The organism is Luteibacter sp. HAY1-4A (assembly GCF_056755355.1).
In genome coordinates this window covers 48,653-67,983 of record NZ_JBNDHZ010000011.1, presented here as the reverse complement: position 1 = coordinate 67,983, position 19,331 = coordinate 48,653, and the positions used below count along the sequence as shown (strand labels likewise).

Below are 19,331 nucleotides of genomic sequence, written 5' to 3'. Positions count from 1 at the left end.
CTATGCGGAAATTACATGTGTCGCCTTGGCCCGGCAAATCATTCGCTAGGCAATTTCGGATCGCGGCGTCGCAACCCGGCGATCCGACTGATATTTGGAATTGTCTAACGACGGTGCATCCGACTAGGATGTGCGCCATGCCCCGTCGCCCGCCAAGCCTGTTCGTCCGTCTGCGCCGCCATCGCGGCGTGTGGATGCTTGCGCTGGCCGTACTGCTGTTCAAGGTCGCCATGTCGACGTTCTGCGCGCTGGACGGCCCGCGCATTGCTTTTGCCGATGGCTCGCCGGCCGGCGCGGCCGCCGTCGTCGGCACCGCGGTTACCAACGCCGACGACTACTGCGCACTCGGTGAAGGTGGCGGATGCCACTGCACCTGCGCGCATGCGGTCGCCCTGCCCGCACAGTGGACGGCCATGGCCGCGACGGAACTTCCGTCGAGCCTGAGCCCGCCCATTCCCGCGGGTGAATCGCCCGCGTTCGCACGTTCACCGCTGCGCCCACCGATTTCCTGAAGCCGAGCCGCCCGACGCCGGCCGCATGAGCGGCCGCGCCGATTCGCGTCCGACTCCAGGAGATCCACCATGTCTTTGCTGCGTACCGCGCCATGGGGCGCCGTGTGCGTGTGGGTGGCCGTCAGCGCCACCGCCTCACCCTTTCCGGCCGGGACGGCCGAACTATCTGCCCCGCCTGCCGTGCGCGATGCCGTGCGCGGCGTATGGGCGGCCAGCCCCGACGTGCAGGCCGTCGATGCCGAACGGCAGGCCGCGCAGGCGCGTGCGCGCGCGGCCGCGCAGCCGGTCTACAACCCATCGCTGTCCATCGAGGGTGAAAACGCCGACGTCGACCGGCGCACCGCCGGTGCGAGCCTGACGCTCGATGTCTCCGGCAAGCGCAAGGCGCGCATGTCCGAGAGCGAGGCCGAGATGCGCGCACGCCACGCCGCCTACGCGCTCGAACGCCGGCGTGTTGCTCTCGACTGGCTGCAAGCCTGGGCAAGTGCCGCGCTGTCGCGCGAGCAGGTCGAGTTGGGACGGCGACGTCTCGAACTGATGCGCCGCTTCGACGAACTGGCCAGGCAGCGACTCACGGTAGGCGACATAAGCAGCCCCGAGCGCGACCTTGCCGGGCTGGCGCTGGGCGAGGCGCGCATCCAGCAGGCGACGCTCGAAGCGCAGGCCGCCGACGCTGTCGCCCAGTTGGCGGCCGTCGGCGGAAGCTCGCCGTCGTCGCTCCCACCCCTGCCGAGCGAACTCCCGCCACCGTCCGATCAGGTTGCGCCCGTGCCGATAGGGGAACGGCCGGAGACGATCCAGGCCCGCGCCCAACAGGAGCGAGCGGATGCCGCCGTGACCGTCGCGGATCGCGCTCGCCGCCCTGACCCCACTCTGAGCCTCACCGGCGGCCGCGTCCGCAGCGGTGCGCGCACGGATCGCGTGGTCGGCATCGGCGTGTCGATCCCGCTCCCGGTCCGCAACGCCGGACGCTACGAGGTAGACGCGGCGCGTGCGGAGGCCGACGCGGCATTCGCCGCACGCCAGGCCGCCATCCGCCGCTCGGACGCAAGACTCAGCCAGGCGCGGGCGACCTACGAAGCCATGCGCCACGCCAGCGAGGGTTTCCGCGCCGGGCGCGCGAATGCGTTCGACGATCGCGCCCGGCTACTCGACAGGCTCTGGCAAGCCGGAGAGATCGGCACGTCGGATTACCTCGTCCAGTTGAAGCAGAGCCTCGACACCGAACTCTCGGGCCTGACGCTCGAAAACCAGACCTGGCAGGCCTGGTTCGACTATCTCGCCGCCTCGGGCCGCCTCGCCGACTGGCTCGGCGATACCAGCAAGGATCCTTCCCCATGATGCCGCTTCCCATCCGTCATACCGTGTTCTTCCTCGCCATCGCCTTCTTCGTCGTATCGGCGGATGCCACTGTACGCCCGGTCGACGATGCGCAGACCGCAACGTCGGACCCGCTGGTGCTCGAGCCCAAAGCCATCGAAGCGGCGGGCATCGTGGTCGACACCGCGCAGGTGCGCACGATGGCCGACCAGGTACGCGCGCCCGGCGAGGTGAAGATCGACGCTTACGCCACCGCGCTGGTTTCGCCCCGCGTCGCGTCGCAGGTGGTTGCGCGCCGGGCGAAGCTGGGCGACCTGGTGCAGGCCGGCCAGCCCCTTGTGGTGCTGTCCAGCGTGGACGTGGCCGAAACGCAGGGACAGCTCATCGTGGCCAGCCAGGATTGGGAGCGCGTGGCATCACTGGGCCCGCAGGCAGTATCGGCCCGCCGCTATAACGAGGCGCTGGTGCAGCGGGACCAGGCGCGTGCGAAGTTGAAGGCCTATGGCCTCTCCGACGCGCAGATCCGCGACCTCGTCAAGCGAGGGTCCGCCGCGGCGGACGGCAGCTTCGCGCTTCTGGCGCCGCAGGCGGGACGCGTGACCACGGATGATTTCATCGTGGGAGAGCGTATCGAGCCCGGGCGCACGCTGTTCACCTTGGCCGCGGAGTCGTCCGTGTGGGTCGAGGCACGCATGCCTCCCGCACAGGCCGACGAGGTGCGGGACGGCACACGCGTCACCGTGATCGCGGGTGGCAGCGAACTCGGAGGCCGCGTGATCCGGCGCTCCCACCGCACCGACGAGAAGACACGCACCGTCGACGTGCGCATTCAGGTTCCGAATGAGAACGACCTGCTGCATCCCGGCGACCTGGTGGAATGCCGCATCGAGGTCGCGTCGCAGTCCCGCAGCGTTGCCGTGCCGGCGCAGGCGGTGGTGCTCCTGCAGAACCAGCCCACCGTGTTCGTTCAGGGAAAAAAGCCGGGACAGTTCGAGCCCGTGCCCATTGAAACCGGCGAGACGCGCGATGGCTGGACGGCCATCAGGCAGGGCCTGACCGCTGGCACGTCTTATGTGAGCAAGGGCGCTTTCGCATTGAAGGCGAGGATCCTGCGCTCGCAGTTGGGAGAAGAATGATGCTGGAACGCCTCGTCGCACTCTCCTTGAAGTACAGGTTGTTGGTGCTCATCGGGTTCGCCGTGATCGCCGCGCTGGGTTACAGAGCCGTGCGTACCCTGCCCATTGATGCCTTCCCCGATGTCACGCCCGTGCAGGTCAACGTGTATACGGAGGCACCCGGTCTCGCGGCGGAAGACATCGAACCCTTGCTCACCACGCCCATCGAATCCGCACTGGCCGGTCTTCCCAAGGTCCAGGAAATACGCTCGGTCAGCCTGTTCGGACTCTCCTATGTGTCGGTCTATTTCGAAGACGCCATGGACGTCTATTTCGCCCGCCAACTGGTGAACGAACGCCTCCAGCAGGTGGGCGATCGCCTGCCCGCGGGCTACGGCAGGCCGGAAATGGGTCCCAACACCTCGGGGCTCGGACAGGTGTTCTGGTACACGGTGGAGCGCGCGGACGAGACCGCGGAGGGTGCACCGTCGGACATGGACCTGCGCACGCTGCAGGACTGGACGGTGCGGCTCGTACTGCGCACCGCCGCGGGCGTCGATGATGTCACGTCCTGGGGCGGCCAGGAAAAGCAGTACCAGGTGCGCGTGGACCCCATCCGCCTGATCGCGCACAAGCTGGGCTTCAAGGACCTGATCCAGGCGCTGGAAGCGAACAACGCACAGGTCGGGGGCAACTTCATCGACGTGGGCCGCGAGCAGTACCTCGTTCGCGGCCTGGGGTTGGTGAAGAACGCCCGGGACATCGGCAATATCGTGCTCAGGACCGAAGACGGCACGCCCGTCTACATACGCGACGTCGCGACGGTTACCGAAGCCGGCGCACCGCGCACCGGTGCGGTGACCCGTGACGGAAAGGAAGTGGTGATGGGCCAGGCCCTTTCCCGCATCGGGGAGAACGCCAAGAGCGTCGTCGATGCCGTGAAAGCCAGGCTGGACACCGTTCGCCAGGCGCTCCCGGCGGGCACAGTGGTCAAGCCGGTCTACGAGCGTACCGACCTCGTCAACGCCGCCGTCGGCACGGCCGTACGTGCACTCGTCGAAGGTTCCATCCTGGTGGCGCTGGTTCTCTTCCTTTTCCTCGGCGAACTGCGTAGTGCGCTGATCGTCGTGGTGACGTTGCCGCTGGCGATGCTCATTGCCTTCATCTGCATGGAGCAAGTGGGCCTGTCGGCCAACCTGATGTCGTTGGCGGGCCTCGCCATAGGCATCGGCATGATGGTGGACGGCGCTGTGGTGATGGTGGAAAACGCCTTCCGCATCATGGCGGAACAAAAGACGCACGGCGGGCAAGTGGACAGGAGCGCGGCGGTACTCGCCGCGGCACGCGAAGTAGCCAGTCCCATCGCCTTCGCCATCCTCATCATCATCGTCGTCTTCCTTCCCCTGTTCAGCTTGCAAGGGTTGGAGGGCAAGATGTTCAAGCCGATGGCCCTCAATATCAGTTTCGCGATGGCGGGATCGCTGCTGCTGTCGTTGACGTTGGTTCCCGTGCTCGCCGCCATGGTCCTCAAGCCCGGCGAAGAGAAGGACACCCGGCTGGTGGCCTACCTCAAGCTAGCGTATGCCCGGCTGTTGCGCTGGTGCCTTGCACACCGCAAGACGGTGATCGGCGTCGCCACGGCCTCACTGGTCGGCGCAGCCGCCCTCTTTCCCTTCCTGGGCAAAGAGTTCATGCCCAATCTGCGCGAGGGCGCCATCATGTGGCGCATTACTTCCATTCCATCGGCATCGCTCGACGAGTCCATCGACATCTCGCGACAGGTAGCCGACCGGATCAAGGCGGTATTTCCAGAGGTGGAAACCACGCTCGCCATGATCGGCCGCGCCGAGAAAGGCGAAACGGCCGACGTCAACTACATGGAGGTCTACACTCCCCTGAAACCCTCGGACCAATGGCGCGACGGGCAGACACTCGAAAGCATCCAGGAGGCCATGCAGTTGGAATTGGGCGCCCTACTGCCCACGGCGGTGGTCAGCTACACGCAGCCCATCCAGATGCGTATCGAGGAACTGATCTCCGGAGTGCGTGCCACGCTGGCATTGAAGCTCTACGGCGACGATCTCGGCGAGCTCGACAGGCTGAGCGGCAGGATCAAGGACGTGCTTGCCGGCGTGCCGGGGGTTGCCGACCTCGCGCTGGAGGCGAACATCGGCAAACCGCAGATCCGTATCGACGTGGATCGTGACGCGCTTTCCCGCTATGGACTCAACGCGGAGGATATCCTCACCGTGGTGCGCAACGGCGTCGGCGGCGAGCCGGTGGGTACCCTGCTCGACGGCGTCAAGCGCTTCGATATCGCGGTGCGCCTCGACGACACCAACAAGGCATCGGTACAGGACATCGAACGCATCCCGCTGGTGACGCCTTCGGGTGCACTCGTCCAGCTCAACCAGGTGGCAAAGGTGAGCACCGCGGAAGGCTATTCGTTCATCCGCCGCGAACAGCTGCAGCGCTATGCGGTGGTGCAGATGGATGTGCGTGGACGCGATATCGACGGCTTTGTGAAAGACGCTGAGATCGCCATCGCCAAGGCGGTGAAACTGCCCACCGGCTATTACACCGAATGGGGCGGGGCTTTCGAGAACCAGCAACGCGCCTTGCAGCGCCTGGCCATCATCGTTCCCGTCACCATCTTCTTCATCTTCATCCTGCTCTACACCGCGTTCAACTCGCTACGACATGCGGCCCTGATCCTGGCCAACGTTCCCTTCGCGACCATCGGTGGCGTCGTGGGGCTGTTCGTCACCGGGCAATACCTGTCGGTGCCCTCAGCCATCGGCTTCATCGCAGTGTTCGGCGTGGCCATGCTAAATGGCATCGTGCTCGTCAGTTTCCTGAACGACCAACAGCGTTCCGGACTAGACGTTCGCGAAGCGGTGTTGAGGGGTACGGCGCTGCGTCTTCGGCCTGTGCTCATGACGGCCAGCGTGGCGATCCTGGGGCTGGTGCCGATGCTGCTATCGACGGGAGTGGGCGCCGAAACGCAGCGCCCGCTCGCCACCGTGGTGGTGGGCGGCCTGATCTCTTCCACGCTGCTTACACTGGTGCTGCTGCCGGTGGTCTATGAGTGGATGGAGCGGAAGGCGAAACCGAGGTCGCAATCCGACGAGAGACACCGATGAAATGACGCAAGAAAAGATCGCTGGATTCTCCCAGAGGTCCTGCAATTCGTATCCAAGGACGGACAGGCTGCCGAGGAACTCCTCGTTCAGCCGTCACCCCGTAACGGGCGGCACGCGGTACCGATGTTCTGCACGGTGAAGTACGATTTCCGTATGTGAAACGGAATGAAATTGTGTCGGCCAACATCGCTCACGACGGTCCCGCATAGGATATGGACTTTTCACTATTCTAATTCATCACGACCTGCCAGAAGTAATTGTTATACATGGAAGTTCCACACCAGTGCACTGCTTAAGGACAAGTGGAACCAGCTGTATATTCGACACCACCGTCGAGCTTCTCGGCGGTGGTGTCATCCCTTTCTACACGATCGCAAGGAGAAGGATAATGAAGGATTCAAATACAAAATCAGAGCCAGTAACAAAGTACGGAAACATAGTGATCGTAGAAGCGGATGCGGTGGCGAAAACGATAAGAAAGAGCCAACTAAGGGAGCGACTGACCGTCCGCGTCGAAGTGCTGACACCCACTCCGTCTCTCTGGCTCACCATCATGGTTACCCCCGTACCCATTGCCTCGGGACCGGCTTTCGTGTTCAACCGTGTAAGGCCGGGCGTCCATCTCGAACATGTTTTCGACAACGACCTGGAATATCTCATCGATGCTGACCACATCAGGGCGTGGGGCAGCACCGTCGAGGGCGTTACGTTGAAGGGAACAGACTACCGCGTCATCGACGACGAGGCGGATCTGTAACCCAGTGAAACATAAACCCGACGAGCGATGAAGTGAGATATCCGGTTGCAATGCGACACAACGCAGAGTCGCTGCGGATTCTACCCAGCGACTTTCCAAGTCGTGACCTGTTCGGAGCCGGAAACGAGATCTTTCGATTATCGTGTAAATGCGATCGTCAGTCGCCAAGCCGAAAGGCGAACCCGAAGTAGCGATCGAGCGACAGCTCGGGATGGAATGGCACGATGCAGTACCGCTGCGGGTTCTCCCAGCGGTCCTGCAATTCGTAGCCAAGGGCGGACAGGCCGCCGAGGAACTCCCGCTCGGCCGTCACACGGTACGGGCAGCAGGCCGTGCCGATGTTCTGCACGGTGAAATACGATTCCCGCATGTGCACCGGCACCGAATTGAGTAGGAGGAAGCGTGGCTTCCGCTCCATGGCTGCCAATGCATCCGCCAGGGAATAGCTCAGGTATTGCAGCGAACCGGCTGCGAACAGCACGTCCACGCCCGACGCCTTCGCGATGTCGTCGGCGAAGCCCAGGCGCCGCGAGTTGTCATGTTCCGCCGCCCATCGTTCTCCGGCCGCGTTCACCGCCGGTAGAACGAAAGGCCAGCAAGATGTGACATCTCTCTCGCCATCCCCGCCGGCATGTCGCCGGCGGTGAAATGCAACTGGCGAACCAGATCAAGCGACTATCCTGTAAACGGAACTGCACATCGGTTGCCAATGGGTCGTGTAGACGGAGCCCCATGCCCTCACACGGTGTCCTAACTTGAACTGCGCGAGGTGGATGGTTTCAAGAAACCCATCGGTCGGAACCCCCGGTTCCCATGGCACGTCGAACCCGGGGCTACTGTCTGCAACGTCAAGATTAGTCAGGAACATTTGAGCACGGCTCGCTTCCGGGCTGGTGAAAGCAGGAACGCGAAGCGTAATTCCCGGCTCAAACTTTTTCATGGAAAGCGTGTCCCCGATCGCCTCCACGACTTGGATGTGGCCAAGGTGGCACAGGTCCGGAAATATTATGGCCTGTGCCCGGTGCCACATAAAAATCGCACCTTGCTTCGAGCTACCTATCTGATTTCCATCCTTGTTCGACATGCCATTTCTCCTTATGCACTCAAATGCGCACACAAGATAGCTCTGGTTCGACGAGCGTGCAACGCTGGAATTCCCCATAATATCCATAGTATTTCAATGGCATGTGAGACTCGAAATCGAAAATGCGCTTCAATGGGCGTCTATACCTCCGGCCGAGGGAGGTCGTTGCCCGATTAGCCTTCTTTCCGCAAGCAGTACTCAGGGGTACGGCGCTGCGGGCTGTGCTCATGACGGCCAGCGTGGCCATCCTGGGGCTGGTGCCGATGCTGCTATCGACGGGAGTGGGCGCCGAAACGCAGCGCCAGCTCGCCACGGTGGTTGTGGGTGGCTTGATCTCCTCGACGCTGCTTACGCTGGTGCTGCTTTCGGCGCTCTGCGACTGGACAGAACCGAAAGCCAGCAAGATGTGACACTCGCCCGAGTCTTCCACTGCGGTGAGGTTACCTTCCTCGCCGCCGCGTCATACCGCGTCGTTCTCCAACCACAATCAGGTAGTCATCAATCGCTGAAGATGCTGCAGCTCCGCTGTCAGATGTGCTTTCTACCATGCACCCTATTCGTATCACATCATCCACGTAGTTTACCAATTGATCATAAGGCAGACAGAGTTGGATTTCCTTCGCGGGAATGCTTTCGAAAATGTGACTGACGATGATAGCCGGCCCAAACCAGGGTAGTGCGAACAAAGTGAGTCGGTCAGAATCTCGAGTGCCCTCGGGAACCCTCACAACGATGGGTACGCAATCTTCCCCTGAGGAACTTAAGAACAGGTATTTAGGTTCGGTATAGCCATCCGCGAAATCGACGGGTCTCACTCGGATGACCCCCTCGACGTAGAATGACGAGTGCGACGGTGTCAAAGTGCGCTCCCCCTGCTCCACCTCGTAGTAGATGTAGAGGGCATTTTTCCTGTGATCCGATATGTTCACTGCGAAAGTGATGTCGTTTCCGATGTCCTCCGGTGCGACTTCAAGTGTCAGTCTCGCGTTTCCGGTTGGCGCCGTACCCAGAAGATAAAGCTGAATACGATTCCCCACTGCCATGTTCTCGAAAGGCTTGATCCTCACCGTAATACTCGTCGCGTCCTCCGGAATAACGTCCATTTGTCCCGGCCAGTTAAGCCCAACGGCTTCGTCGACCACTGGTGGGTAAGCCTCCGCGCCAACGTCGAAATTGACTGTGGGTGAACGCTCTGGAAGGCCGCCGCCGTCTGCCAGATAGATAGCGCGCAAGTTGATCCGCCGGGTGCCAGCGAATTGGATGGTATCTTCAGCCGTGACCGAAGCGACGAGATCGATCCCCGGATCTTCAGTCCGAACATCGATTAGAACCTCATGGAATCCTCCTATCAGGAATCTAACCGATCCGCCCTGATTACCTGAGAACGCGGGGAGACGAATTGTCAAGCCGCGTCTCAAGTGTTCCAGACTGATAAAACCGTCGGCGTCGGCCTCATCGAAACTCGGCGGGGGCAAAGCATATGGGGTCTCCACGACTTGCTTTCCTAGCATAATCGAACTCCTTGTAAGTTATGCACTGAAGCTGCGTTGCTCTGTGCAACGCGAGCATAAGCCCTTCGCTATGTGCGGGGAACCAGATTCAAGGTCCATTCAATATGTATTTATCGCCATCTCGGTGCTAACTGCCTGACTCTATGTCCATTAGCCGCGACACCTGGCGCACGGTCCGCCTAGTTAAACGTGTTTCCGGCATTGATACCGCATGCATCGAGATGGTCGATACATTATGGAAGACAGGTAGCGTTGAATACCTTGCGAGATCGAACTTACTGTAAACCGTGCACCGAGGCACACAAGGAGAAGTGACATGCCGGACAGGAGTGAAAAATCACGTGCCGGAGAAGCTGAAGGAGTTCACGAAAGACATGGAAATGAGGGCATGGGGTTTACTTGAACTACCTGACGATATCCTGTTGCGTATCGACGGCACGGATTACAAGATAGTGGCTTGACGTCTTTCCACCCTCCCCTCGCTCCGGCCAAGAATCGCGGCGCACGTCAGCCGCCCATCCGAAAGGCGAATCCGAAGTACCGATCGAGCGACAGCTCAGGATGGAATGGCACGATGCAGTACCGCTGCGGGTTCTCCCAGCGGTCCTGCAACTCGTACCCAAGGGCCGACAGACCGCCGAGGAATTCCCGCTCTGCGGTCACGCGATACGGACAGCAGGCCGTGCCGATGTTCTGCACGGTGAAATACGATTCCCGCATGTGCACCGGCACCGAATTGAGTAGGAGGAAGCGTGGCTTCCGCTCCATGGTTGCCAATGCTTCTGCCAGGGAGTAGCGCAGGTATTGCAGCGAGCCGGCCGCGAACAGAACGTCCACACTCGACGCCTTCGCGATGTCGTCAGCGAAGCCCAGCCGCCGCGAAGTATCGTGTTCCGCCGCCCATCGTTCACCGGCCGCGTTCACCGCCGGTACGTCCATCACGGTCCAACGCAGTCCCTGCGGATACGTCAGGTACCTCTGGTAGGCGTAATACGCGATACCGATGTGGCCGCCGAGATCGAACACGCTGCGAGCGCCCTCGGCGAACCAGCGGCCCAGCCAGTGGATCATCGGGTAGTCGTTGATGAACACCCGCCGCGTCCGTTCGCGGTACAGATCGGCCGATTCGGTGTTGTCGTAGCCGCTGGCGTGATCGGCTGGGATGCTGGCCTGCGCTTCGTCGAAACTGGGGAAGACGCCGCGGTAGATGTGGTGGGTCAGCGCCCGATGGGCGAAGAATGCCTTCCGGTAGCGGGTCTCGAGAAGCTGGCGGACCAACGGCAACCGAGCGGTCGCCTCCTGGTATGGCCGGGGCCCGACTTGCGCATTCATGGTTGCCTCCCGTAGACCGCCTGTTCGCGCACAGCTTGCACCCGTGGGCGGCACATGCACATAACACGGGCGTCTATACCCTCCGGCCGAGGGAGTTCGTTGCCCGATTAGCCTTCTTTCCGCGCGCGCAGGTCGGAACGCACACGGTGCAGGCCGCGGTAGATCCAACGGACCGGCGCGTACATACGAAACCCCGCCGTTGCACGCGTGGGCCGCACCACGTAGAGCGATCCGCAGGGGTCGGCTCGCGTCGACAGCAGACGCTTGTATTGGTTGTCGCCGTAGCCGAAGCTGATCCGCTCGCCGGGAAAACGGTCGAGCAGTCCCCTCACCGCCTGGAATACCGCGACCGATCCGATGCCCACCCTCGCCACGTCCTCGTCGTAGCCGAGATCGTCGACCAGGTAGGTGCCTCCGATGCGATAGCCGTGCACGTACGCCAGCGGCCTGCCCTCACGCAACACGACGTGGCCCACGAGGTGCCCCGCATCCGCGAGGCGCCTGAACAAGGCGATCCGTTCCGGTGCCTCCCAGTCGATGGGCAATTCGTCGTGATGCCAGGTACGCGCATAAACGATATTCATCAGCTGGCAGTACCGGGGCATGTCCTCGCCACGGTCGAATACGTGCAAGGCCGCGTCGCCACCCAGCTTGCGATAGGCGCGCCCCACCCGCTGCACCTGGTCCGCTCGCTTCTTCTTATCCATGGCCGCCAGCCATGCTTCCGACGACGACTGCGGATCGATCGACCAGTGCACCTGGTCGAGCAGGTTTGCGGATACGACGCGGAACCCGCCGTGGCCCGCGAGGGCGGAAGCGAACCGGTTCGGAACGTCCGTTTCCTGGATGCGAACGACGCGGATGTCCATGTCGCCGGCCAGTTGCCTGGTTGCCGCCAGTTCCACGGCGGCGCGTTCCACCTCGCCCGCGACCACGCCGCTGCCTAGCAGCCGAAGCGCCGCACCGCGATAGAGCTTCACTCGCCGCCCCGCCACGTCGAGACGTGCCGTATGGTCGATCGCCAGCAGCGGCAGGTACCCTGCCACCTGCCCATGTCCGTCGCGAACGACGACAACGTGCGGAACGGTGCCGTCCCGCCGGCTTTCCACTTCGAAGGCGACCCAGTCCGGATGCTGCACGACACCGCTTGCGGCACCGGGAAGCCCGGCCACCTGAGCGAGTTCGTCGCGCATGGCGTGCAACGCCTCAAGCGTAGGGAGCGTGGAACAGACGTAGGTCATGGGGCGGCCTTGGCCACGGGCGGATGGATGAATTCGAGGATGCGGACCAGCACTCGCCCCGGCGGTCCGAGCCTGCGGCCGATGCCGGTCATGAGTTGGAAGTCGTCGCCTGACCAGTAGCGCACCAGCGCGCTCCCCGGTACGTATACGGACACGAACACCGCCGCGCCGACGAGGAACCCGAGGCGCGACGGTGTCGCCTCGGTGACCGCCCATGCGGCCAGCGTGGCGACGAGTCCCACCGCGAACAGCCGCGACATGGCGGCGACCGGCAGGCCGCCGCTGGTGGCCTTGCGCAGGTAATGGATGGCGAGCGCCATTTCGACGATGCGGGTACCGGCATAGGTGAGCACCGCGCCGGCAAGGCCGAGGGTCGGCACCAGCGATATACCGAGCACGGCATTGGCGACAAGCGCCACGACGGCGATGCGGATACGGTCGTCCTGCCGGTCGACCACCGTCTGGAACGCCGCGATGCCGTTGCCGATCAGCAGCAGCCCGCCGAGCACAAGCGTCGCCTCGATCGCCGGGATGGCGTCGACATAACGGGTGCCGTACATGAGCCGCACGATCTCCGGCGTCGTCACCAGTCCCAGCCCCGCAATGGCGATGCCCACCGCCCAGTAGAACCTCGTGGCCTCGGAAAGGAAGCGGGCGGCGCGCGCGGTGCCGCTCTCTCCATAGGTTTTCGCCATGTACGGCAACAAGGTGGAAGTGAGCCCGACCGAGAACAGCTGCACGGCACCGCGCGTGAGCGTACCCGCGATCGCGAAATAACCGACCGCCACCGATCCGGTGAAGGTCGTGAGCAGGAAAACCTCGATGGTGCCGGCCCGGAACGAACTCATGAGGACCAGCGCCGCGGTGAGACGCAGGTGCCGGTTCACACGCACGGCCACGGTGGGCGGAATCGGCCCGCTTGCATACGGCCGGCAGCAACGCCGGTACGCAATGCGGTTGATGAGGTTGAGCAGCAGGCACGCGACGGCGAACAAGGCGACGAACGAGACGAGATCGGCATGCAAGACCATGGCCGCGAGCACGAGCAGCATGCCCACGATGCCGCCGATCACGGTGGCGATCGCTTCCGGTTCGAAGCGTTCCTGCCCTTTGCCGACGGCGACGAGCATGGCGTAGTTGGCCTTCGCGACGACGGCCACGACCACCAGTCCCATGATCGGCAACAGCGAGTCGTTCCATTCCGTGGGACGGAACAGCCAGCCGACCATGACGAACAGGCCGATGACGACGGCGGAACTGATCGTCTGTATACGCGAGAAGCGGGCCGCGAGATGCGAGGCGAGCTCCGGATCGCCCATGCCGTCGGCCTCGGCGATGAACTTCGTCGAAGACGTGGTCAGCGCGTGGTTGGAACAGACGATGAGCCAGCCGCAGAGCCAGACCGTGAAGGCGTAGCGGCCGAAATCGGAGGGGCCGAGCGAGCGGGCGATCCACACACTCATCAAAAGGCCGAGCGCGTATTCGATGTACGTGGACACCGTGACGATGCCGACGCTGCGCAGGACGGCGAGGCGGCGGTTCATGGCGAGGCGCTCCCGAGGCGCTGGGTTCCTGCCTTCGCAGGAACGACGGCCAGGCCTGCACCCGACGGCTGCGCCATCATCCATTGCGCGACGCCGGCACCACGGTTGTTCCAGTTGAAGCGGCGAAGGGTATCGGCGATGGCGGCGCATGCAGGGTTGTACGACGACGCCAGGACCGCGAAGCGCTTCTTCAGGGCCGCCGCCCGCGCCGGATCCCGCTCGAAGTACCATGCCGCGGCCACAGGCAGGCCCAGTTCCACGGTGTGTCCGTCGCTGTACCAGCCTTCCGATTCCTGGATCTTCATCAACGCAGGCGCTTTCGCCTGCGACGAGGACCAGTACCAGGCGATCTGCCCGCCCGGGCCGGAACAATCGTTGCGCCAGTCGTGCGGAGGCGCAAGAAGCTCAGCATCGATCCATCCATGGCGTTCAAGGTACTGGCCGAAGTCGGCGACCATGCCGGGGATGCGCGCGTCCGCCGTGACCAGCCACGCGTGCCACAGGCCGTCGACGATGTTCTCGCTCATCCACGGCGACGCGCCGCGCACGTCGTCCTTTCCGCCGGGGTCGTTCTCGTGCACGTTCCAGCTGTTGCGCCACGAGCCGTCGTCCCCGAGCCCGTCGGGGTTATGGCGCTGGTGCTCGTAGAGCCAGCCCACCCGCGCGTCGATGCGCTGGCGATAGCGTTCGTCGCCGGTGAGTTCGTATGCGGCCACCGTCTCGACCAGACCCAGTCCTGCAAGCCGTTCGGTGAAATAGTCCTTGGGATGCCGGTACGGACCCGGCGACGCATTCCAGCCCCCGGTGTTCCAGAGGTCCGCCATTTTTTCCACCGTGGCGCCGTCGTGCATCGAATCGTCACCGGTCAGCGCGACGGCGAGCAGGATCGGTTCGATGTACACATACTTGACGTCGCATGGCTTGCCATCGGGCAGCCAGCCGCCGCCGCACGATGGGCTCACGGGAATCCCATCGCGCTTGATGCCGGCCATGTACCAGCGATAGCTGGCTTCCGCGGCCTCGAGGTAGTCTGCGCGGCCCGTGCGTACATAGGCCTTGAACAAGGTCGACGGCCTGTCGAAAAGCCAGGCGGTCGTGTCGTTCGTCGGCATGGCCTGCGCCCAGCGGAATTGGGCATCCACGTAGCGGGCATAGGGCTCGTTGCGCGAAGCCACGGATTGGGGTCCGGCGATGAGCGATGACGTGAGCCATTCGGGTGTGAGGGACGCGATCGCCACGGGCTTGCCGTCGACGAGTCCTTCGCCAAAAGGCCAGCCCGCGGTGTTCTTGGTGCGCGGTGCATCGAATGCGAAGTAGTAAGTTCCCGGCGCGCCATGGAATTGCACGCGTACGGCACGAAGGCTGTCGTCGCGGAAGTGCCACGTCAGCATGGGCTTCACGGCCACGGCCACCTCGTCGCCGTGTGCGTCGAGCAGGCGCACGTGCGATGTGTCGCGCAGCAGTCCGGGCGGGAGTGGGATGCCGATCGTCACGGCGAGGCTGTCGCCTTTGCCGGCGGCCGGGCGCATGACTTCCACTTTGCGGGCGGAACGGGAGTCTGGGACCTGGGGGAACCCGGCGATCGGCTGGGGAATCGCCGCTGAAGCGGCTCCCACAGCAGCCACGGCGGCGCTGCCTTTTGTCGGGAAGGTGGCGAGAGCCAAGGCGAGGAGGCAACCCGGGACGATGAGGATGTGGCGAACGAGCATCGGCGAATCGGAACGAAAGGAGGTTTCCACATCGCGCAGCAACTTTCTGCGTTTACGGACACGGGCTGGAAAGTGCGAGTTCATGCCACCGACACGGCCGGGAGGCGGGTGTTCACGAGATGACGCTCCCAGGACAACGCGGTGCGGACGATAACGTCCAGGTCGTCATAGGACGGCCGCCAGCCGAGCACATCGCGAAGACGGTCGCTGCGGGCGATCAGCTTGGGAATGTCACCAGGCCGGCGCGGCAGCTCCACGACATTGAGGCGATGACCGGCCGCCTGCGCTACAGCCTCCACCACTTCGCGCACGCTATAGCCGTGTCCGTAGCCGCAGTTGAGGGTAAGCGATTCGCCACCTTTCCGCAGGTGGTCCAGCGCGCGCAGATGGGCGGCAGCAAGGTCTTCCACGTGAATGAAGTCGCGCACACCCGTGCCATCCGGCGTGTCGTAGTCCGTGCCGTAGATGGCGATGGAAGCACGCTTGCCCACCGCATGCTCGCAGGCCACCTTGATCAGCAGCGTCGCGTGCGGCGTCGAATGGCCGATACGCCCGGACGGATCGCAGCCGGCGACGTTGAAATAGCGAAGGATCACGTGGCGCATCGCGCCTGTCGCGCACCAGTCGCGCAGCATCGTTTCGGACATCAGCTTGGACGTGCCATACGGGTTGATCGGACACGTGGGTGTGTCCTCGTCCGCCACTCCCGCCTCGGTTGTGCCATAGACCGCCGCGGTGGACGAGAAGATGAACTTGTCGATTCCCGCCGCCGCACAGCAGGCGAGGAGGTTACGCGTGTTGCAGGTGTTGTTCCCGTAGTACTTCAACGGGTCGCTCACCGATTCCGGCACCACCGTGTGGGCCGCGAAGTGCATCACGGCATCCACCCGGTGGGCTTCCAGTACACGCGACACCAGGTCGATATCGCCGACGTTGCCCTCGACGAACGCCGCGCCCCGCACCGCTTCCCGGAAACCCGTGGAGAGATTGTCGATCACCACCACGCGGTCGCCGCGCTCGACCAGTTGTTGCACCGTGTGGCTGCCGATGTAACCGGCGCCACCCGTGACGAGTACCGAAGTCATGCGAGCCTCCCGGCGGTGGCCGGTGGAAAATTGCGGACGAGCCAGCCGCCGATGCCGTCGAGCAGGCGGGCGCGGTCGCCGGTGAGGATGTAGGTGTGGTCGGTTTCGGCGACGTACCGGGTGGTCACGGCCGGATGGTCCATGACGCGACCAAAGCATTCGCGAAACTGCCGCACATGGTTGAAGTAGTTGCTGATCCCGCCTGAGTAGACGAGGTAGAGCTTCATGCCGCGCTCCACCATGCCGGTGAAATCCGCGATCACCTCTTCCCGCGGCGCGGCCGCCACGGCGAATACGGGCTCCGATGCGGCGCGCTCTGCTCCGGCACCAGGCCTGCGCAGCAGCAACCGCGCCCAACGGCCGGGATCGACCAGGCGCGGAAGGTAATGGCGCAGCTTGTATCCGAGCGTGCGGTAGGCGTAGCCGTCGAGGAACACAGCGCCGGAAACGCGCGGATCGGTCGCGGCCACGATGTGCGCGTTCTGCGCACCGGAGCAGAGTCCTACCAGTACAAAGCGGTCGCAGCCCGCGCGCTCCTTCAGCAGGTTCATCGCATCGTCCAGGTCGGCACAGACCTGCTGCGCGCGCGTCTGGCCACCGCCCGTAGCGGTGCTGTCGCCCAGCGTCGAAAGATCGAAGCGCAAAGTCGGATAACCGGCCTCGTTCAATTGCCGCGTCAGTTCCACGTGCAGGCGGAAGGGGCCGATGCGATGGACGAGCCCCGCATTCAGCACGATCACTCCGGTCTCGCCGGTCGATTCCTCCGGCACGCCGGCGATGCCGACGAGGTGACGGCCTCGGCCGAAGCGATGGGCTTCCTCGCGCATCATGCCGTCTCCTGCAAGCGGCCGCGCACGGCCTGGATCACCGGTTGGGAAAGGATGGCGGTCTCCAGGCGGCGCAGGTCGTTCCACGGCGTGGGCGGGGCGATGCTGGCGACCTTGCCACGCGGGGTGGCGATCCCTTCCCATGCGGAAGACCCCTTCTCGCCGAGGGAGTCGAGCACCATCGTCGGCACGGTCGCCGAACCGATGCGCAGTGCGTTCAACTGATGGCGCAAGCGGTCGCCGATGTCGAAGCCTAGCCATTGCTCGGCCACGTCGGCGTGACTGCGCGGCCGTGTGAAGCGGTCCGCGTCCTCGCGCAGGGCGGCCTGCATCGCGTCGAGTGCCGACACGTAGTCGCCCCCGTCCAGAACGGGATCCCACGCGATCACTTCGCCGAAACGGGCACCCTCGGCGGCGCACATGGCGACAGTCGCGCCCAGGCGGGCACCGAAGGCCACGATGCGGTCCGCACGCGCACGCGCTCGCAGTTCAGACGCAGCCTCGACGGTATCGGCAACGCAACGCTCCCAATCGACCGCGGCCGTGGCACCCGCCGAATCGCCGGTGCCGTGGTAATCGAAGCGCAGCACGGCCAGCCCCTGACTCGCCAGAGCTTGGGCCAGTTGCCGATAGATCCGATGGCAGCGGATCAGGTCCTGTCCGAGCGGCGCGCACATCAGCACGGCCCGGCGCGCCGGCAATTGTGGCGCGTGGTACATCCCGAAAAGGCTGCCGCCGGGACCGAAGAAAAAAGGAAGTTCGGCGTCGGGCCGCATGCTCATCTCCGATACACCACGCCGACGAAGAAGCTCGTTGCCCGGTAGTCCTGGCCCGCGGCGTTGCTCGTGCGCTTTTCCCGTGCGACCGAGAACTGTCCGCTCCAATGGCGGTTCCATTGCCGGGTGAGGTTCAGGCCGAACCGCACGGTGGTGTCCTTGCGGTCCACCGTTTCGTAGTTCAGTTTGTCCGCCGTGGCGAATCCGCTCAGCGTGAGCGTCGGACGGATGCGATAACCGATACCGACGGTGAGGCCGCGATCGTTCTGGTCGAAGGTGGGATCCTCAACGTAACGAAGCTTGCTGTACGCAGGCGCCACGGTGACAGTGAGCCGCTCGCTGCGCCAGTTCCACGTGGCGTCGAAGCGGCGCTCTTTGTAGACCTGCGACCCGATGACGACGCTTCCGGTACCGATGCCCGCGCCGACCGTGCCGCTGCCCAGGCCGCCGGTGCCGGCGAACGGATCGATCGGCTCGGTGCCCACCGCTGCGATGCCCGCCCCGAAAGCGCCGGGCGTGGTGATGATGTCCTGCGCCGCATCGGCGTACTGGTAGGCACCGGACACGGTGATGGAATTGCGCAGCGTGGGCTCCCAACCAAGGCGCAGCCGCACCAGCGGTGCGGAGTTGGTGCGGCCGTTATCGAATTCCAGCCGGCTGCCGCCCACCAGTACGTCCGCATCGAAATGCGCCAGCGTGCTGGTGTAGCGCACGAAGGCTTCCTTACGGTCGTAGTCCGCGTTGGTGTCCTGGTTCTGGTTGTCGAAGTTCACGCGCTGGAACTCGACGTTGCCGGAAATCGTGTCGGTGGGGCTCAAGTCCCGGAAGACACGAAAGGCCGCGAGGCCTCGCGACGAGTCGAAGTCGTCCACTTTCGATGCGTAGCTGTTGATATAGCGCAGTTCGAACTGGCCGCGCGCGGACTGCCCGAAGCGCATGCGCAAGGTCGGGCCCATCACCAGCACGTTCGTCTGCTGCTGGTTGTCGGGCGAATCGCTGGCCAGCTGATCCACGGGCTGCACGCCCGCATAGTCCTCGACCGAGAAGTCGAGGCGGTCCTGCATGATCGTCCAGTTGCCCTGCCCCGCCAGCTGCGTCTGCAACTGGGAGTCGAAGTGGTTCTGCAGGTATTTGCGGTATTCGACGGTGCCCGCCACGTTGGCCTGGAAGGTCGAACCCATCTGCGTGAACTGGAATGTGCTGCCCGGCGTCAGCACGTTCTCGCTGACCGGGTTGTCCGACGACAGCGCGATGTTGTTGCTGCGCTCGATACCGGCGTAAAGCGTGTAGTTGAGCGTGCCGGCCAGCACCATCGAGGGTGCCGTCGCGAGTCCGACTACGATGGCACAGGCAAGCCTGGACGACGACGACATGA

Annotated in this window: 16 protein-coding genes and 1 pseudogene; 6 read left to right on the top strand and 11 right to left on the bottom strand. The window is 63.9% G+C overall.

The features are described from left to right. The first annotated feature begins 137 nt into the window (after nucleotides 1-137). The 5 genes from ACPYOD_RS05555 (at nucleotide 138) to ACPYOD_RS05535 (ending at nucleotide 6,847) form a co-directional block, all read left to right on the top strand. The gene (locus tag ACPYOD_RS05555) at nucleotides 138-512 is read left to right on the top strand and encodes a hypothetical protein (protein ID WP_481300730.1); all 375 of its coding nucleotides are present in this window, start codon (nucleotides 138-140) and stop codon (nucleotides 510-512) included. Nucleotides 513-581: 69 nt separating this feature from the next. Continuing rightward, entirely contained in the window at nucleotides 582-1,853 is a 1,272-nt protein-coding gene (locus ACPYOD_RS05550; RefSeq protein WP_481300729.1) for a TolC family protein, read from the top strand. After that, nucleotides 1,850-2,968 (top strand): efflux RND transporter periplasmic adaptor subunit, encoded by a 1,119-nt coding sequence (locus ACPYOD_RS05545; protein ID WP_481300728.1) that lies wholly within the window; start codon nucleotides 1,850-1,852, stop codon nucleotides 2,966-2,968. The genes ACPYOD_RS05550 and ACPYOD_RS05545 overlap by 4 nt, the downstream gene beginning before the upstream one ends. Next, nucleotides 2,968-6,090 carry an efflux RND transporter permease subunit gene (locus tag ACPYOD_RS05540; RefSeq protein WP_481300749.1) on the top strand — a complete coding sequence of 1,041 codons (3,123 nt, stop codon included), beginning with the start codon at nucleotides 2,968-2,970 and terminating at the stop codon, nucleotides 6,088-6,090. Before ACPYOD_RS05545 ends, ACPYOD_RS05540 begins: the two co-directional genes overlap by 1 nt. A 388-nt stretch (nucleotides 6,091-6,478) precedes the next feature. After that, complete coding sequence (locus ACPYOD_RS05535) at nucleotides 6,479-6,847, top strand: hypothetical protein (RefSeq protein WP_481300727.1); 369 nt, start codon at nucleotides 6,479-6,481, stop codon at nucleotides 6,845-6,847. Nucleotides 6,848-7,004: 157 nt separating this feature from the next. Here the strand turns inward: ACPYOD_RS05535 and ACPYOD_RS05530 are convergent, their stop codons facing one another. Together ACPYOD_RS05530 and ACPYOD_RS05525 are read right to left on the bottom strand one after the other, a co-directional pair. Continuing rightward, complete coding sequence (locus ACPYOD_RS05530) at nucleotides 7,005-7,421, bottom strand: methyltransferase, TIGR04325 family (RefSeq protein ID WP_481300726.1); 417 nt, start codon at nucleotides 7,419-7,421, stop codon at nucleotides 7,005-7,007. Between the two features lie 93 nt (nucleotides 7,422-7,514). Next, a complete protein-coding gene (locus ACPYOD_RS05525) occupies nucleotides 7,515-7,931 on the bottom strand; it encodes a hypothetical protein (protein ID WP_481300725.1) in 417 nt (138 codons plus the stop codon). 188 nt (nucleotides 7,932-8,119) lie between these two features. Here ACPYOD_RS05525 and ACPYOD_RS05520 point away from each other — a divergent pair. Next, nucleotides 8,120-8,341, top strand: a pseudogene (locus ACPYOD_RS05520) (efflux RND transporter permease subunit); the annotation flags it as partial. 30 nt (nucleotides 8,342-8,371) lie between these two features. Here the strand turns inward: ACPYOD_RS05520 and ACPYOD_RS05515 are convergent. From ACPYOD_RS05515 to ACPYOD_RS05475, 9 genes are all read right to left on the bottom strand, one after another. Beyond that, nucleotides 8,372-9,424, bottom strand: a complete 1,053-nt coding sequence (locus ACPYOD_RS05515) for a hypothetical protein (protein WP_481300724.1) — start codon at nucleotides 9,422-9,424, stop codon at nucleotides 8,372-8,374. Between the two features lie 525 nt (nucleotides 9,425-9,949). Continuing rightward, a complete protein-coding gene (locus tag ACPYOD_RS05510; protein WP_481300723.1) occupies nucleotides 9,950-10,774 on the bottom strand; it encodes a TIGR04325 family methyltransferase in 825 nt (274 codons plus the stop codon). Nucleotides 10,775-10,881: 107 nt separating this feature from the next. Further along, the gene (locus tag ACPYOD_RS05505; protein ID WP_481300722.1) at nucleotides 10,882-12,015 is read right to left on the bottom strand and encodes a GNAT family N-acetyltransferase; all 1,134 of its coding nucleotides are present in this window, start codon (nucleotides 12,013-12,015) and stop codon (nucleotides 10,882-10,884) included. Beyond that, complete coding sequence (locus ACPYOD_RS05500; protein WP_481300721.1) at nucleotides 12,012-13,559, bottom strand: oligosaccharide flippase family protein; 1,548 nt, start codon at nucleotides 13,557-13,559, stop codon at nucleotides 12,012-12,014. Before ACPYOD_RS05500 ends, ACPYOD_RS05505 begins: the two co-directional genes overlap by 4 nt. After that, complete coding sequence (locus ACPYOD_RS05495; protein ID WP_481300720.1) at nucleotides 13,556-15,088, bottom strand: AGE family epimerase/isomerase; 1,533 nt, start codon at nucleotides 15,086-15,088, stop codon at nucleotides 13,556-13,558. Before ACPYOD_RS05495 ends, ACPYOD_RS05500 begins: the two co-directional genes overlap by 4 nt. A gap of 260 nt (nucleotides 15,089-15,348) precedes the next feature. Then, nucleotides 15,349-16,353 (bottom strand): UDP-glucose 4-epimerase GalE, encoded by a 1,005-nt coding sequence (gene galE / locus ACPYOD_RS05490; protein ID WP_481300719.1) that lies wholly within the window; start codon nucleotides 16,351-16,353, stop codon nucleotides 15,349-15,351. After that, complete coding sequence (locus tag ACPYOD_RS05485) at nucleotides 16,350-17,183, bottom strand: dienelactone hydrolase family protein (protein ID WP_481300718.1); 834 nt, start codon at nucleotides 17,181-17,183, stop codon at nucleotides 16,350-16,352. The genes galE and ACPYOD_RS05485 overlap by 4 nt, the downstream gene beginning before the upstream one ends. Next, nucleotides 17,180-17,956, bottom strand: a complete 777-nt coding sequence (locus ACPYOD_RS05480) for a serine aminopeptidase domain-containing protein (RefSeq protein WP_481300717.1) — start codon at nucleotides 17,954-17,956, stop codon at nucleotides 17,180-17,182. Before ACPYOD_RS05480 ends, ACPYOD_RS05485 begins: the two co-directional genes overlap by 4 nt. Nucleotides 17,957-17,958: 2 nt before the next feature. After that, nucleotides 17,959-19,329 (bottom strand): outer membrane beta-barrel protein, encoded by a 1,371-nt coding sequence (locus tag ACPYOD_RS05475; protein WP_481300716.1) that lies wholly within the window; start codon nucleotides 19,327-19,329, stop codon nucleotides 17,959-17,961. Nucleotides 19,330-19,331: the final 2 nt, after the last annotated feature.